The organism is Reyranella sp. GW821-FHT12G01, assembly GCF_058806575.1.
Genome location: NZ_JBXAPV010000001.1, coordinates 2,370,859 through 2,385,782, shown reverse-complemented (window position 1 = coordinate 2,385,782; position 14,924 = coordinate 2,370,859). Strand labels below are relative to the sequence as shown.

Here is a 14,924-nt window from a genome sequence, read left to right as displayed (position 1 = left end):
AGACGGAAACGACCTGTTGGATGGCGGGTTTGGCGACGACGTCATCGACGGTGGCAATGGTGACGACAAGATCGATACGGGAGGCGGTTTCGACACGGTTACCGCCGGGGATGGCGACGATCGCATCCTTGTGAATCACGATCCCTTTAATAGTCGCTTCGCGAGCGGCACCGTCGACGGCGGCGATGGCATCGACATAGTCCAGACGGGCCCAAGCGGACTCGGCACTGTCACTTTCACTAACGTCGAAACTCTCGACACGATTGACAGGATCGTAAACGCCACCGTCGACCAGTTGAATTCGTTCGGCTCCATCATCTCCTCCACCACGTCGAGCGACAGCACCATTACCTTTTTCCTGGGAGGTCCGGCCGGCACACTCGATCTCTCGACGCGCATGGGTGATCACTCCCTCTCGGTCACCGTTACTGGAATGACGGGTGGCCTCACCCTGACAGGCACCGCCTATGCCGACAGCATCTCGGGATCGAATTACGGCGACACGATCGACGGCGGAGATGGCAATGACATCATCGACGGCAGCGTGGGCGACGATTTCCTGAAGGGCGGCGCAGGCGACGACAGGCTGCGCGGCAGCTATGGCGACGATGTGCTGGACGGTGGCGACGGCAACGACGATATCGATGGCGGCGGCGGTAACGACACGATCATTGCCGGTGATGGCAACGACACCATTTCGATCACACATGCTCCCTCGTTCGGTTTTTTCGCAAGTGGCACGGTCGACGGCGGTGCCGGCACGGATACCGTCAAGGTGGAAGCGGCCGGCTTCGGCACTGTCAGCTTCAGTAATGTCGAAATTCTCGACACGGCCGGAATGATCAACGGCACCATCGCCCAAATCGGCGCCTTCAGCACGATAACCCAGAGTTCAAATGCGAACAGCCAGATCCAGATCGGCCTGAAAGGTGAGGCCGGCACGCTCGATCTGTCGACGCGCGTGACGGGCACTCATTCCGTCGCCGTCTATACTAACGACATGACGGGCGCGGCCGTCGTGACCGGCACGGACAACGGCGATCTGTTGAATGGCGCGTCCTATAACGACACGATTTACGGGGCAGGCGGCAACGATACGATCCAGGGCGGCGGCGGTGACGATATCCTGGACGGCGGCGCGGGCGATGACACGATCTACGGTGGCAGTGGCAACGACACGATCACCGGCGGCGAGGGCAACGACCTCATCAAAATCGATCATTTGCCCCGGTTCGGGTATTTCGCGAGCGGCACAATCGATGGCGGGGCGGGCATCGATACCGTCGTGGCCAACAACAACGACCTTGGCGATGTTGCCTTCAGTACTGTCGAAATTCTGGACATATCGAACAGCATCTCAGGCACAATCGCGCAACTCACGGCCTTCAGCAGCATCACCCAAAGCAGCGATGCGAACATCCAGCTCGCTCTGAATCTGAGAGGCGCCGGCGGTACTCTCGACCTTTCGACCCGGGTAACGGGCGCACATTCGGTCTCTGTGGAGGCGGGGAGTCTCACGAGCGCCATCGTCCTGACGGGTACAGCCAATGGCGACTATCTCCACGGCTCGGTCAACAACGACACGATCGACGGCGGCGATGGCAATGACACGATCAGTGGCGGAGCGGGCAACGATACCCTGAGAGGCGGCGCCGGCAACGACGTGCTCAACGGAGCGGAAGGCTCCGACGTGCTCGACGGTGGCAGCGGCGACGATACGATCTACAGCAACGGCGGAGTCGACAGCATCTCGGGTGGCGATGGGAACGACTTCATCGGCCTCACGCACTACCCCCAGTATGGGCTGCCGGCGAGCGGCACCGTCGATGGCGGCGCCGGCATCGACACGGTTCGGGTGGTGAGCGGTGGTGCTTCACTGGGCAGCATCGTCTTCAGCAATGTCGAAATTCTCGATGCACCTGACGGCATGGCCGGAACCGTCGCGCAATTCGCGGCTTTCAGCACGATCACCGACAGCCAGAACGCGAACAGCCAGTTTTTCCTGACGCTGTCGGGTGCGGGCGGTACCCTCGATCTGTCGACCCGCGTCACCGGATCGCACTCTGTCTTCGCCTTTGCCGATGGAATGGCAGGCGCGCTCACCCTGACCGGATCGGTGAACGGCGACAAGGTTTCCGGCACGCAATACAACGACACGCTGAGCGGCGGGGGCGGCAACGACCAGCTCAACGGCAATGCCGGCGATGACACGTTGCTGCTCGCCGCCAACGGCACCAGCACGGCATCCGGTGGCGACGGCAACGACACGTTGAACGTGGCCGCTGTCGGGACCGGCGTAAAGACGCTGCTGGGCGGTGATGGCAACGACCGCATCAATATCGGTGGCACGGTGGTCGGCTACGTCATCGATGGCGGCAATGGCAACGATACGCTGGGGCTGTACGATACGACGACGCTCGATCTCACGCAGTCCAGCGTGACCAGTGTGGAGGCCTTCGTCGGCAGCGCCGGGGCTGACACCGTCACCATGACGGCCGCCCAGTTCGCTTCTTTCGCTATGATCGACGGCGGCGCGGGGACCGACGCGATCAAGCTGAAGGTCGATGGCGCGGTGGATATTTCAGCAGGCGGTGCCCCCGTCCTGGCGGGTGTCGAGAGCCTTCAGGCATTGGGCGGGGCCGGCAACGATACGCTGACCGTGAACGCCGACCAGTTCCTCCGCATCGGCAACTTCTCGCTCTCGACCGGCACCGACACGCTTAATGTGGTGGCGAATGGCGCCGTCGATTTCGCGGCGGCGGTATTCCCGACCCTGACCAGCGTCGAGAGCCTGAACCTCAGCGGCACGGGCTCGGTGCGGATGAACGCGGCCCAGTTCGCCAAGTTCACCTCGGTCGCGAGCAGCCTCGCGGTGACGCTGGCCGACACGAATGCGCATCTCAAGGTCTACACGCCGGCGCAGCTCACCGACATGGCGGGCAAGATCGACGTGCTCGACGCCACGGACGACGTGCTGGCGCTCACCGTGGCGCAGGTCCGCGCTCTCGGGTCGATCGTCGTGGCGGCGGGCGACGTGGTCACTCTTACCGATACCGGCATCAACCTCGCGACCCTGACTGCGGCGGAACTGACCGCAGCGGCGGCTTCCGGTGTCGACAAGATCAACTCGAGCAGCAACGCGCTGTCTCTGAGTGTAGAGCAGTATCGCGCAATCGCCGGTTCGATCGGTCTCACGGCGCAGGACACGGTGGTCCTGGCCGACACCGGCGCCAACCTGGGCAGCTTGTCACCGGCCGAGATCGCGGCGCTGGCGGCAAACTATGTCGACAGGCTCGACGCCACCGACAACGCCCTGACCCTGTCGGTCGCGCAGGCGCTGGGGGCGGCCAACCTGACGGCTTCGGACGTCGTGACGGTCGTCGGGACCGGCGCGGAGATCGCGGCGCTCACCTCGGTGCAGATCGCGAACCTGGCAAGCCGCGGCGTCGACAGGCTGGACGCTTCCGACGATTCGATTTCCCTGAGCCGGGCGCAATTCCTGGCCATGGGAGCCATCAAGCTGGCGGCGGACGATCATGCCGTGCTGGCGGATGCCGGTGGGCGCCTGAACGAACTGACAGCAGCCGAGATTGCCTCGCTCTCGAGCAAGGGCTTCGACCAGATCGACTCGACCAACGATTCGCTGGTCCTGACGACCGCCCAGTACGGCGCATTGGGCAATATCTCCCTCGCGGCCGACGATTTCGTGTTCATGCGCGACACCGGGGCCAATATCGGCGCCCTGTCGCTAGCCGACTTCCAGGCACTGGTCGGCAAGGGCATCGACAAGATCGACGCCACCGACAATGTCCTCTCCCTCAGCGCTTCGAGGTTGGCGGGATTGCCCGCGGGCGTGCTGACGCTTGCCGACGTGATCACGCTCACCGACACCAGCACCGTCCTGGGCGCCATGACGGCGGCCACGATCGCGGGGCTGGCGGGCAAGGGCATCGACAAGATCGACAGTTCGAACGGTTCGCTGACCTTCTCGGTGGCGCAGTATCAGGCGCTGAGCACCGTCACCCTGACCACCGAGGATACGGTCATCCTTGCGGATACCGGCGCCAATCTCGCGACCCTGACGCTGGCTCAGCTCATGGCGCTGGCCGGCAAGGGCGTCGACACGATCAACGCGACGGACAATGTCTTTTCTCTTTCGCTGGCGAAACTGCAGGCGTTGGGCGCGGTGACCCTGAACAGCGGCGATGTGGTGACGCTGACGGATGCCACCACGACGCTGGCTGGGCTGTCTGCGACCGACATCGCGGGCCTGGCGGGCAGGGGCATCGACCGGCTCGATTCGACCAACAACACGCTCGCACTGTCGATCGCGCAGGCGCAGGCCCTGGGCGCGGTCAGCCTCACGCCGGCGGACGTCGTCACGGTGACCGGCACCGGCGCGGAGATCGCGGCCCTCACGGCGGCCCAGCTCATGGCCTTTGCGACCAAGGGCATCGACCGGCTCGATGCGACCGACGATTCGATCCTGCTGAACAGGGCGCAGGCCCTGGCACTGAGCACGTTGACGTTCGCCGCCAGCGACACCGTCGTGCTGGCCGACGCGGGAGGCCGCCTGGGTGAATTGACGCCGGCGCAGATCGGCGATCTGGCCGCCAAGGGCATCGACCGGCTCGACGCGACGAACGATGCCCTCGTCCTCACCGCCGCCCAGTACCATGCGCTGGATGGCATGGTCCTCACGCCGGACGATACCGTCACTCTGCGCGACATCGGGGCGAATATCGCGGCCCTTTCGACACCGGACTTCCAGTCGCTGGTCGCCAAGGGCGTCGACAAGATCGATGCCACCGACAATCTCCTGTCGCTGACGGTGACCCAGGCCTCCGGAGTCGCCACCGGCATGCTGACGAGTGCCGATGTGGTGACCCTGGCCGATACGGGCGCGCACATCGATGCGCTCACCGACTCGGGCATCGCATCCCTCGCGGGCAAGGGGATCGACAAGATCGATGCAACGGACGATGCGATGACCCTGTCGCTGGCGCAGTATCGCGCTCTCGGCACGGTGACGCTGACCGCTGCCGATCATGTCGAGCTCGTCGACACTTCCGACGCGCTCGCGACGCTGACGCCGACCGAGACCGCCGCGCTCGACACGAAGGGCATCGACCTGGTCCGCGTTGCAGGCGCGGGAACGGTCGAGACCTCCGCGGCGAGCTACACGCTCGACGCCGGTTCGACCAACCTATCCTTCACCGGCAGCGGGTCCTTCTCCGGTACCGGCAATGAGCTTTCCAACACGATCAGCGGAGGGGCTTCCGGCGATACGCTGACTGGTCTCGGCGGCAACGACACTCTGTTCGGCAATGACGGCAACGACACGCTGATCGGCGGGGACGGCGACGATGTCCTGATCGGCGGCGCGGGTGCCGACATCCTGAACGGCGGGACGGGCCTCAACAGGCTGACCGGCAATGGCGGCGGGGATGTGTTCGTGTTCGACACCGCGATCGGTGCCGGCAACGTGTCAACGATCGTCGACTTCGCGCACGGCCAGGATCACATCAACTTGGACAACGCCATCTTCACGCAGCTCGGCGCCGAAGGCCCGCTTGCCGCGGCAGCCTTCGTCAACGGACCCGCGGCTCTGGACGCGAATGATCGCATCATCTTCGACAGCAGCACGGGCAACGTGATGTACGACTCCGACGGCTCCGGCGCCGCCGCGCCAGTCGTCATTGCAACAATGCAGTCGCTGCCGAACGGACCGCTGAACCACACGGACTTCCTGATCGTCTAGAGACGATCAGGGCCGGTCGGGTGAACGATCTGGCGACGCGCGAGGCTCTGCGCTAATATTCCCGCAGAAATGCAATAAGGCCCCACCGTCAACGGGGCTGCGGGAACTGATGCCACCTGCCTCTGCGAAGCGCCGATTGTCACCTGCCGCGGAGTGGGTGGGCAGGGTCGTTTTAGTGACGGTATCAGTCGTCATCGCCCTTGGCGGCCTGGAGATCGTGACCCGTTTCAATCGGGGAAGCGAATGGCTGGTGCGCTGGCCGAATTTCGTGATGAACCAGCAGGCTCTCTTCGAAGGCGAGATGCAGGCCCAGTTCGCCTTCGATCCGGATCTGGGTTTCGTCTCGAGGCCGAACTTCCGGTCGACCAAGGTCAATCACGACGCCAACGGCTTCCGCGTGACGGGAAGCGATTCGCCCTCGACGACCGGTGCGCCGATCCTGGTGACGGGCGATTCGTTCACCTATGGCTCCGAGGTCGCCGACGCTGAAACCTGGCCCGCGTTGTTGCAGGCCGATCTCAAGCAGAGGGTGCTGAACGGCGGAGTGGAGGGCTACGGCCTCGACCAGATCGTGCTTTACACCGAGCGGCAGGCGGCAAAATACAAGCCGGCGTTCCTCGTCGTAGGGTTCATTGCCGACGACGTGCGGCGCACCGAGTATCGCCGCCTGTGGGGCAAGGAGAAGCCGTACTTCGACCTCGCCGGCGGCAAACTCGTCGCGCGAAACATTCCGGCTCCGCAGGACGCGGTGATCCCCTGGCGACTGAGCGTGACGCGTGCGCTCCTGGGTTGGTCCGCCCTGTTCGAAACCATCATGCGGCGCGTGGGCGATCCTTATGAGTGGCAGGCGGCCGGCGTGCGCGTCTTGCCATGGGGAGCAGGGGAGGCACTCGCCTGTCCCTTGATGCGGCGCTTGTCGGACCTCGGCATTCCCACGCTCGTGGTCGGCCTCTATGCGCCGCCAGCGTGGCGACTGGAGCCGCGGCCGCAGTGGGTGGTCGACGAGATTCGCGTGACCCGCGAGGTGCTCGCCTGCGCAAGCAAGGCGGGCATGGCGACCCTCGACACCTACGACACGATCGACCGTGCCGTGAAAGGTTCAGAGAAGGGCGAATTTTTCTTCAATTTCCACGTCTCCGCCGCCGGTAACCGACGCATCGCCGCCGCCATCGCCGATGCCGTCAGGAAAGACCTCGCCACCGGACACGCCAGCAAATAGCGGGTTCGCGCCAGAAGCGGTTTTCCCACCCACTGCAACCTTCGTGCGCCTCGCGGATTAACTCCTGACGAAGTTTTCAGGAGGTTCGGATGAAGCTGGGAGTGTGGGGCGGCATCGCCCTGGTTTCGGTAATGGCCGTTGCGGCGCAGGCGCCCGTGCGTGCGCAAACTCCGACGCTGTCGCTGGATTGCCATCTCCTCTATCGCGGCGTGCCAATGAAGGAGGCAACCTCCTACCAGGTGATCGGCAACGAACTCTACGGCATCAGCGGCCCGATCAAGACGAAGCTCTCGCAGGCCGGCACACCGGTAACGCTCGGGACCTCGAAGGAGGCCGACGGTACGGTGACCGAGTCCTTCGCCTCCCATACGCTGAACGGCACCACGCTGGAGCGAACGGTCTTCTGGAAGAAGGGCGCCGCCGCGATGAAGCCGGCTTTCACGGAGACCTACGACTTCAAGGCAAAGACGGTGGTCAGTTCCTCCGACAAGGCGGATTTCTGTCATGCCAACGGGAAGTAGCGCGCCTCAGCCCTCGAAGCGCTCCACGTCGGGAAGCTTCCACTCCTTGTCGAAGAACGGCTTCTGCGGTCCGTAGAGCCGGAACAGCAGTTCGAATTTGCGGTTCGGATCGGTCGGCACCCAGTTGGCCTCCTTGCCGGCGGGCGCCTTGGGGCCGAAATAGACATCGACCGAACCGTCGACGTTCTTCTGTACGCCCGACGTGATCGACGCCAGGCTGGCGCGCGGCATCTCCTTGATCAGCGCATGCGTCTCGCGGTCGTAGGCGGTGACCGACCAATACTGCTTCACCGGCGCGTTGGCGGGCACGACGAGCTTGTAGGCCTTCGCTCCGTCGAACGCGTTGCCGGCCTTGTCCTTGTTGGACATCAGGTAGAACTGCGCGGTGCCAAGGCGCTTGATGCCGGTGAAGCCCAGCGTGTAGGTGACGCCACGCGCATCGACCGGATAGGCGTCGGGGTCGGCGTAGCCGCCCGAGACTGCCTTGACCACGTCGACCATCGCCGCCGGAAACCAGCGGCTGCCCGGCACCATCGGCGGGAAGCCCTCGTCGTAACGCCGCTCCATCAGGGCCTGCGCCTCGCGCGCACCGGAGTTCAGCGCCGCCTCTCGCGTCGCATCGGCCTGATAGGGCTTGCCCTTCTCGATACCGAGCGTCCTGAGCTGGTCGATCATCGCTCTGTCGCGCGCCAGCCACGGCTCGGTCTGCACGATGCGGTCGAGGTTGCGATAGAAGCTTGCGTCGTAGCGGATCGTCGAGTCGAACAGCGTCCCGGCGGCATCGACGAAGCGCGTCGGCGGCGGGTTGGCGGCCTGCGTCAGTGGATAGACCTTGATCCGCTTGCCGTAGGCCACGGACTTGGCAACGTCGGCGTCGCCGTGGCTGGCGAGGTTAGAGCGCAGCAGCGCGAACCCGGTGAAAGTGTCGGAGCGCAGCACGATGTAGCCTTGCGGGACCGTGCCCTTGTAGCCGGGCGGCAGTATCAGATACTTGCCACCCTTGCCCTTGTCGGCGCCTTCGGGCCCGGCATCCTCGAGCGGCATCTGCCAGGCGTTGACGATGTTGCCCGCGATCGAGCCGCCGGTGGCGGGCGGCACGTCGATCACGACCGGACCGTTCTTCACGTTCCAGAACGACATGAAGTAGATCGAATCCGGATTGGGCGTCAGCGTCTGGTTCTTCGGGTCGGCCGGCCGTGACCAGAAGAGCACGTCGTTCTGCTTCGCGCTCGTCTTGGCGAACATCTCCTGCAGCATCAGATCGGCATTCACCGCCGGCATGCCCCAGATCATCGCCTCGGTGGCGCGCCGTTCGACCGCTCGACGCTGCAAATCCTCGACCGACGGGGACTGCGCATGCACGTTCGAGATCATCAGGAGCGCGCCGCTTACGACGCTCAGACCTGCTGCAAGTCGGGTCATCGCTCAGTCCTCCAGCTTCCGGTTGAGCCTACACGAAACAATGAGCCGGTTGGCGCGTTTCCGACGGTCCGGATTCGTGCATTGGAGAAGGTGAGATCATGAGCAGCCTGCAGGACGCCATCAAGGTTTCGACCGCCTTGCGCGGCCAGAAGAAGTACCGCGAGGCTATCGACCTGATCGAAAAGGCGCTGGCCGCAGCCGCTCCGAACGATTTTCTCCGGGCCGACGCCAACAGGGAAGGCTTGCGGGCGGCGGAGGAGGCAGGCCTGCACGACGTCGCCAGACGGTTCGCGGATGCCATCGCGATCCGGGAGCCGGAAGACGATCCCGACGAAAAGTAGGCGCATTGCCGAAGCAGCCTGCGCTGCGTAGCGTGCTTCCCAACAACAAGGTGATGGCCGCACGGCGAAAAATGCCGCTGCGAGAAGGCCAGCATTGAAGGGAAGGAAGCAACGGATGACAACACGTCGCCGGTTGATCGGGTTCGCGCCTGCCTTGGGTGCCTCGATGTTCGTCGCACCTTCAGTGCGCGCGCAGGCATTTCCTTCGCGGCCCCTCAGGGTCATCGTGCCCTATGCGCCGGGCGGCGCGACCGACATCATCGCGCGCATCGTGGGCGCGGCATTGGGCACCGAGCTTGGCCAGACCGTGGTGATCGACAACAAATCCGGCGGCAGTGGCAACATCGGGATGGAGGCGGCGGGGCAGGCCGCGCCCGACGGCTACACGCTGGTCATGCCGACCGTGGCGCAGGCGATCAACATGACCCTGTTCCGCAAGCCCGGCTACGACCTGATCGGCGGCTTCGCGCCGGTCGCGATGCTTTCGTATTACGCGTTCATCATGGTCGTGAACACGGACCTGCCGGTGAAGACCTTCCAGGAGCTTGTGGCGCTCGCCCGTCAGCGCCCGCTCAACTATGCGAGTTCGGGCAACGGCTCGGTGCCCCATGTCGGCACGTCACTGCTGGGCAGTCTGACGAACGTGCAGATGACCCACGTACCTTATCGTGGCAGCGGCCCGGCGATCGCCGACCTGATCGCGGGATCGGTCCAGTTCACGCTCGACAGTCCGCCCAGCCTCCTGCCGCAGATTCGCTCGGGCAAGCTGCGCGCGATCGCCGTGACCGGCTTGGAGCGGAGCCCGGAATTGCCCGATGTGCCGACCATCGCGGAGCAGGGCGTCCCTGGTTACGAGGCGCTCGGCTGGAATTGCCTGCTGGCTCCCGTGGGCACGCCCGCCGCGATCGTGGCCAAGCTCAACGAAACGACCAACAAGGTGCTCGCCGATCTCGGCGTGAAGGAGCGCATCGAGCAGGCCGGCGCCCGCACGCGGCCGATGACGCCGTCCCAGACCGGCGCGTTCCTCAAGGCCGAGGTGGAGAAATGGGCGCCCGCGGTGCGCAAGAGCGGCGCGCAGATCGACTGAGCAGGGAGTGACATGACATCGACCGAAGAGCGCGATCCCGATCTCACCACCTTCCTGCGCGAGGTGCCGATCGTCGACGCGCACCAGCATTTCTGGGACCTGACGACGGGCAATCCCTATCCCAACCTGACGGAGCCCAGCCAGCAGCAGTTCCGGTACGGCGACAAGGCGAAGCTGCGGCGCGATTACATGCCGCCGGATTACCGGCGCAACGTCGCGGCCCACAATGTCGTGGCCACGGTGCACGTGCAGGTGGGCTGGCCGGGAAATCCGCTGGGGGAGACGGCGTGGCTCGCGGGCTTGCGCAAGCAGGAGGGGCTGCCGAGCGTGGGATTGGGCCAGGCCGAGCTGCAGGAGCCCGACGTCGCCGAGGTGCTGGCAGGGCATGCGCGCGAGGATTTCATGCGGGGCGTACGGACCAAGCCGCGCCAAAGCGAGGATCCGCGCGATGCGCAGCGCAATCAGCCCGGCTCGATGGACGATCCGGCCTGGCGGCGCGGCTTCGAGCATCTGGCGAGGCACAGGTTCGTCTGCGACGTCCAGGTGCCGTTCTGGTACCTGCCCGAGATCGCCGACCTCGCGCGCGATCATCCGGGCACGCCGATCGCCATCAATCATTCGGCCCTGCCGTCCGACCGCTCGCCCGAAGGCCTCGCTGCATGGCGACGTGCGCTCGAGCTGGTGGCGCCGCTGTCCAACGTTCATCTGAAAGTGTCCGGCATCGGCGTGCCGCCGGGCATCTGGCCGGTCGAGGAGAATATCGAGATCGTGCGTGACGCCATCGGCATCATCGGCTGGCAGCGGTGCCTGTTCGCCAGCAACTTTCCGGTCGACGGCCTGTGCGCTTCCTTCCACACGATCTTCTCCGCCTTCAAGAAGGCCGTGGCCGATCGCCCGCGCGTCGAGATCCGCGCGCTGTTCCACGACAATGCGCGGGCGCTCTACCGGATTCCGTAAAGCCAGAGCCATCATCAGCTGCAATTTGTCGGGCATGACGGGGTAGGGCGCCTCGCCTACGATGTTGCGGGAGTGGCGCTTTGGGGTGTGTTCGGTGCCTGACTATCAGCAGATCGATAACTCGTCCTTTCTCGATTTCAGCGGCTATCGCGTCACCAGTCTGACGGACGTCGCGAACGCCTACGGTTTCGACGACGGAAGGCTCTTCGCGCCCACCACCGACACGCCGGGTATTGCCGTCGCCCTGGTGCTGCAGCGCGCCAACGATCCGACCAACCTGCTGTCTGGCGATTGGGGCAGCCGCCAGAAGGAGATCGCCGATCTCAACGCCAGCAACACGCTGTGGCGGACCTACGGCACCGATCCGACGGTATTCGACACCGCCAAGGCCTATGTCACCGGAACACTCGGCCTCACCGTCCTTGATGCCCAGAACAGCAACTACGTAACCTCGGCCGAATCGCGCACGATCTGGGTCGCCATCGAAAGCCAGGCCGACTTCCAGGCGCTGTTCAATACAAACCTGAAATACTCGGACTCGGCCGGAATCTATTTCTGGGACGGGCAACTGTCGCTGCCCACCGAACTCGATCTCGCCGGCCTCTGGGTCGACACCTCGGTGATACCGAACGCGACGAACATGACCAACGTCACGCCGCCGGTCGTGCTTCCGTCGGGGGCGCAGAGCATCGGCAACAGCCGCCCGTGGGATGGTCGGTCGGTCAACCTCGCGCCGCAAGACATGGGGGCGCAGTACAATTTCCCGCTCGACGGGGCTGCGGTGCAAACCAAGTCGGTCGGATTGCTCGAGCCGGCGATCGGCGCGGCGCTGCCCAGCGGCGAGGGCCTGCGCGAATTCAACGAACTCGTGAACGACTACCGAACGGCGATCGGGACGAGCGGGAGCGGCGAGGTGTCCGTCCAGGGTCTCACCGGGCAGAACTACGACGACTTTTACGGCCGCGCTCCCGAGCGCTCGCTCGACGTCAGCGTCGTGGCAGGCGTCAATCCCAACAGCAACATCGTCCTGTTCAACGGCGCCGGCGGCAACGGGCTGGGACAGGGAACGACCTACACCGCCATCCAGAGCGCGACCTTCCCTCCGGAGAACGAGCAGCGTGTGTCGGCCTGGTCGGACTCGTTCGGCGACGAACAGAGCATGCATCCCGACTCGCTGTTCTACAAAGCCTACAAGGAGCTCTATGTCGACACGGTGCTGGCCAACCAGACCGCCGTCACGGCGCTGGGCGACGGCGGTGCGAGCGAGGAGATCGCCAACGGCCTCACCAACCTCGAATACAACTGCACGCAGCCCTACAGCCTGCTGGTCGGCGGCAGCTCGCTGTCGCTGCTGGTGGCGGCCGAGCAAGACCTGACGCTGCGCGACACGGTGCTGGCGCCGGCGATGGCGGGCGATCTCGCAATGATCTGGCAGCTCGTGGCCGGCGGCATGTCCAAGCTCCCGAACAATCTCGTCGGCAGCGACTTCTTCGTCGAGGCGGCCTGGAATTACTACAACGTCGTGCCGGCGAGCGAGCGGACCAGATACATCCAGGGGCCAGCCGGCCTCGACGGCTACCAGGTCACCGCCGGCTACACGGTCAACTCCGCGACCAACGGCGGCGTCGATCCGACCCAGCCGACGCCGAGCTATCAGGTGGCCTACGGCCTCACGCCGACGACGAGCGATCCGCTGCACGAGGTCGGCCGTGGCGCGCCCGACGTGACGGCCAATGCCGGCGGCAACGCCTATTACATGCTCGCCAACGCCGACATGTCGTTCACCAGCGGCTTCTATTACGGCACCAGCGCTGCCGCGCCGCTATGGGCTTCGCTGATCGTGCAGATCGACACGATCTTCGATGATCAGGGCCTGCCGGATCTCGGCTACGCCCACGACCTGCTCTACACGGCCTCGGCCATCGCGCCAGCGTCGTTCAACGACGTGTCGATGGGCAACAATATCGGTTCGTACTTTCTGGGTGGAGATTATCTCAGCGTCACCGGCTACGACCGGCGCGGCGACGCGGAGACCGTGGACGTGACACCGACCGGCTTCGGCTACTATGCCGGGCCGGGCTACGATCTCGTCTCCGGCCTGGGTTCGCCCAACGCCACGGTGCTGGCACGGACGCTCAGCGCCATCGCCCATTCGCAGATGTATTTCAGCTCCAGCCCCGACATGCTCGACACCGACGGCAGTGGCGGCTGGACCAGCGGCGCCAACCAGGTCCTGCTGTTCCAGACCATGTCCGGCGGCGGCGCCGCGATCGATGTCCATCTCGGTAGCGGCGGCTTCGACTTCACGAGCGGCGCGTCGGCGACCTTCGCCTGGACGAACCAGTTCGCCGGCCAGTCACTGCAGTCGGATTTCGACCCCGATCTCGTGCGCCTGTTCGACAAGTTCGGGCAAGGCGCGGTCGTGCAGTCGCTCGCGCTGACGGGCGACGACCTGTCGGTGTCGGTGAACGGCGCGGCGGGCGCCGCCATCCAGGCGACCTTGAGCAACGCCTTCGGCTTTGCCGACTTCATGACCGAGAGCGGCGTCGTGCGGGTGGCGCGCGCGGTGGCGGTGGCCGAGACGGCGCTGGGCGCCGACGACCAATTGGCCGTCGTGCGCCTGCGCCAGAACGGTCAGGATTCGCTCGCGGTCACTTTCTACAAGGTCGACGATCTGGCAGGCACCATCAACGGCATCGCGCCGGGCCAAGCGGGTTACGCCGCGGCCGCGCAGGCCAATGCCTACCAACTGACGACGGGCGGCACGCTGCTTGGCGGCCCAGGCTACGGCTATTACGGGCAAGCGATGATCCAGGGTGTCGATGCCGGCGATCACGTCGCCATGGCGCTCTCGAACATGAGCCGGGGCGACACCTACTACGCCTTCTCGCAGGCCAACCCGGACGGGCAGGGACACCTGTGGAGCTACGGCCTCAACACCTGGGGCTGGGAGGACACCAAGGGCGGTGGCGATCACGATTTCAACGACCTGGTCGTCCAGCTCGACTTCACGAGCGCGTCCGGTCACGGGTGGCTGGTGTAGCGACCCGCCGATCGCCCCCTCAGCCGCCCTGTTCTTTCCTGAGTGCCTCGCGGCGGAGGATGGCGCGCCATTCGGCGGGTGAGACGCACTTGTGGCCGTGCACTCCGAGCTTGCGCTGGGCGGCCTCGCGCTCCTCGGGCACGTAGCGGTCCTTGCTGTTGGGCAGGGCCCAGGCCCAGCCGGCCGAAACCATCTTTTCCTGCAGGTCATCTTCGCCCGCGAAGCATTGCGCGACCGGCGGGTTGCTCTTGCGTTCGGTGTCGACCAGCTTGCAGTTGACCGGGCGGCCGGAGATGAAATCCTCGAGTGCCTTGCGCGCAAGGGCGCCGGCGCGCCACTGGCCGTCGTCGCAGGTCTGGCTGCGTTCAGGTGCGTCGATGCCGAACAGGCGCACGGTCTGCGGGCCGAACTTCACCGTGTCGCCGTCGACGACGGTGAAGCGCGGCTTCGGCACCGCCGGCAGCACGGTGTCGTCGTCCGCGGACTGGGCGAGGGCGCCCGTGGTGATCGCAAGTGCTGCGAGTGCGATGAGCGACCGGGTGAGGGTTTTCAACGAGGTGGACCTGCGGGGTT

The 14,924-nt window shown here is 65.2% G+C and carries 9 protein-coding genes; 7 read left to right on the top strand and 2 right to left on the bottom strand.

The window, feature by feature from the left end:
- Positions 1-397 precede the first annotated feature (397 nt).
- The 3 genes from AC1RP5_RS11380 (at position 398) to AC1RP5_RS11370 (ending at position 7,501) form a co-directional block, all read left to right on the top strand.
- Positions 398-5,761: a hypothetical protein gene (locus tag AC1RP5_RS11380; protein ID WP_493113348.1), complete on the top strand. Its 5,364-nt coding sequence runs from the start codon at positions 398-400 to the stop codon at positions 5,759-5,761.
- A gap of 157 nt (positions 5,762-5,918) precedes the next feature.
- On the top strand, positions 5,919-6,980 hold the full coding sequence (locus AC1RP5_RS11375; RefSeq protein ID WP_493110752.1) for an SGNH/GDSL hydrolase family protein: 1,062 nt from the start codon (positions 5,919-5,921) through the stop codon (positions 6,978-6,980).
- Between the two features lie 89 nt (positions 6,981-7,069).
- Positions 7,070-7,501: a hypothetical protein gene (locus AC1RP5_RS11370; RefSeq protein ID WP_493110751.1), complete on the top strand. Its 432-nt coding sequence runs from the start codon at positions 7,070-7,072 to the stop codon at positions 7,499-7,501.
- Between the two features lie 6 nt (positions 7,502-7,507).
- On the opposite strand, the gene AC1RP5_RS11365 is transcribed toward AC1RP5_RS11370, so the two are convergent.
- Positions 7,508-8,923, bottom strand: a complete 1,416-nt coding sequence (locus AC1RP5_RS11365; protein ID WP_493110750.1) for a DUF1254 domain-containing protein — start codon at positions 8,921-8,923, stop codon at positions 7,508-7,510.
- A 98-nt stretch (positions 8,924-9,021) separates the two neighbouring features.
- Here AC1RP5_RS11365 and AC1RP5_RS11360 point away from each other — a divergent pair, with 98 nt between their 5' ends.
- The 4 genes from AC1RP5_RS11360 to AC1RP5_RS11345 all read left to right on the top strand — a co-directional run bounded on the left by AC1RP5_RS11360 (position 9,022) and on the right by AC1RP5_RS11345 (position 14,351).
- Positions 9,022-9,264: a hypothetical protein gene (locus AC1RP5_RS11360; protein WP_493110749.1), complete on the top strand. Its 243-nt coding sequence runs from the start codon at positions 9,022-9,024 to the stop codon at positions 9,262-9,264.
- A gap of 115 nt (positions 9,265-9,379) precedes the next feature.
- Complete coding sequence (locus tag AC1RP5_RS11355) at positions 9,380-10,351, top strand: Bug family tripartite tricarboxylate transporter substrate binding protein (RefSeq protein WP_493110748.1); 972 nt, start codon at positions 9,380-9,382, stop codon at positions 10,349-10,351.
- Between the two features lie 12 nt (positions 10,352-10,363).
- Positions 10,364-11,308 carry an amidohydrolase family protein gene (locus AC1RP5_RS11350; protein ID WP_493110747.1) on the top strand — a complete coding sequence of 315 codons (945 nt, stop codon included), beginning with the start codon at positions 10,364-10,366 and terminating at the stop codon, positions 11,306-11,308.
- A 94-nt stretch (positions 11,309-11,402) separates the two neighbouring features.
- Positions 11,403-14,351 carry a DUF4114 domain-containing protein gene (locus tag AC1RP5_RS11345; RefSeq protein WP_493110746.1) on the top strand — a complete coding sequence of 983 codons (2,949 nt, stop codon included), beginning with the start codon at positions 11,403-11,405 and terminating at the stop codon, positions 14,349-14,351.
- 19 nt (positions 14,352-14,370) lie between these two features.
- Here the strand turns inward: AC1RP5_RS11345 and AC1RP5_RS11340 are convergent, their stop codons facing one another.
- Positions 14,371-14,904, bottom strand: a complete 534-nt coding sequence (locus AC1RP5_RS11340) for a thermonuclease family protein (protein WP_493110745.1) — start codon at positions 14,902-14,904, stop codon at positions 14,371-14,373.
- Between the last annotated feature and the right edge of the window lie 20 nt (positions 14,905-14,924).

Coding starts and splice junctions, on each gene's coding strand:
- AC1RP5_RS11380 (WP_493113348.1), top strand. CDS start 398: ATGGGTGATCACTCCCTCTCGGTCACCGTTACTGGAATGACGGGTGGC.
- AC1RP5_RS11365 (WP_493110750.1), bottom strand. CDS start 8,923: ATGACCCGACTTGCAGCAGGTCTGAGCGTCGTAAGCGGCGCGCTCCTG.
- AC1RP5_RS11355 (WP_493110748.1), top strand. CDS start 9,380: ATGACAACACGTCGCCGGTTGATCGGGTTCGCGCCTGCCTTGGGTGCC.
- AC1RP5_RS11370 (WP_493110751.1), top strand. CDS start 7,070: ATGAAGCTGGGAGTGTGGGGCGGCATCGCCCTGGTTTCGGTAATGGCC.
- AC1RP5_RS11360 (WP_493110749.1), top strand. CDS start 9,022: ATGAGCAGCCTGCAGGACGCCATCAAGGTTTCGACCGCCTTGCGCGGC.
- AC1RP5_RS11350 (WP_493110747.1), top strand. CDS start 10,364: ATGACATCGACCGAAGAGCGCGATCCCGATCTCACCACCTTCCTGCGC.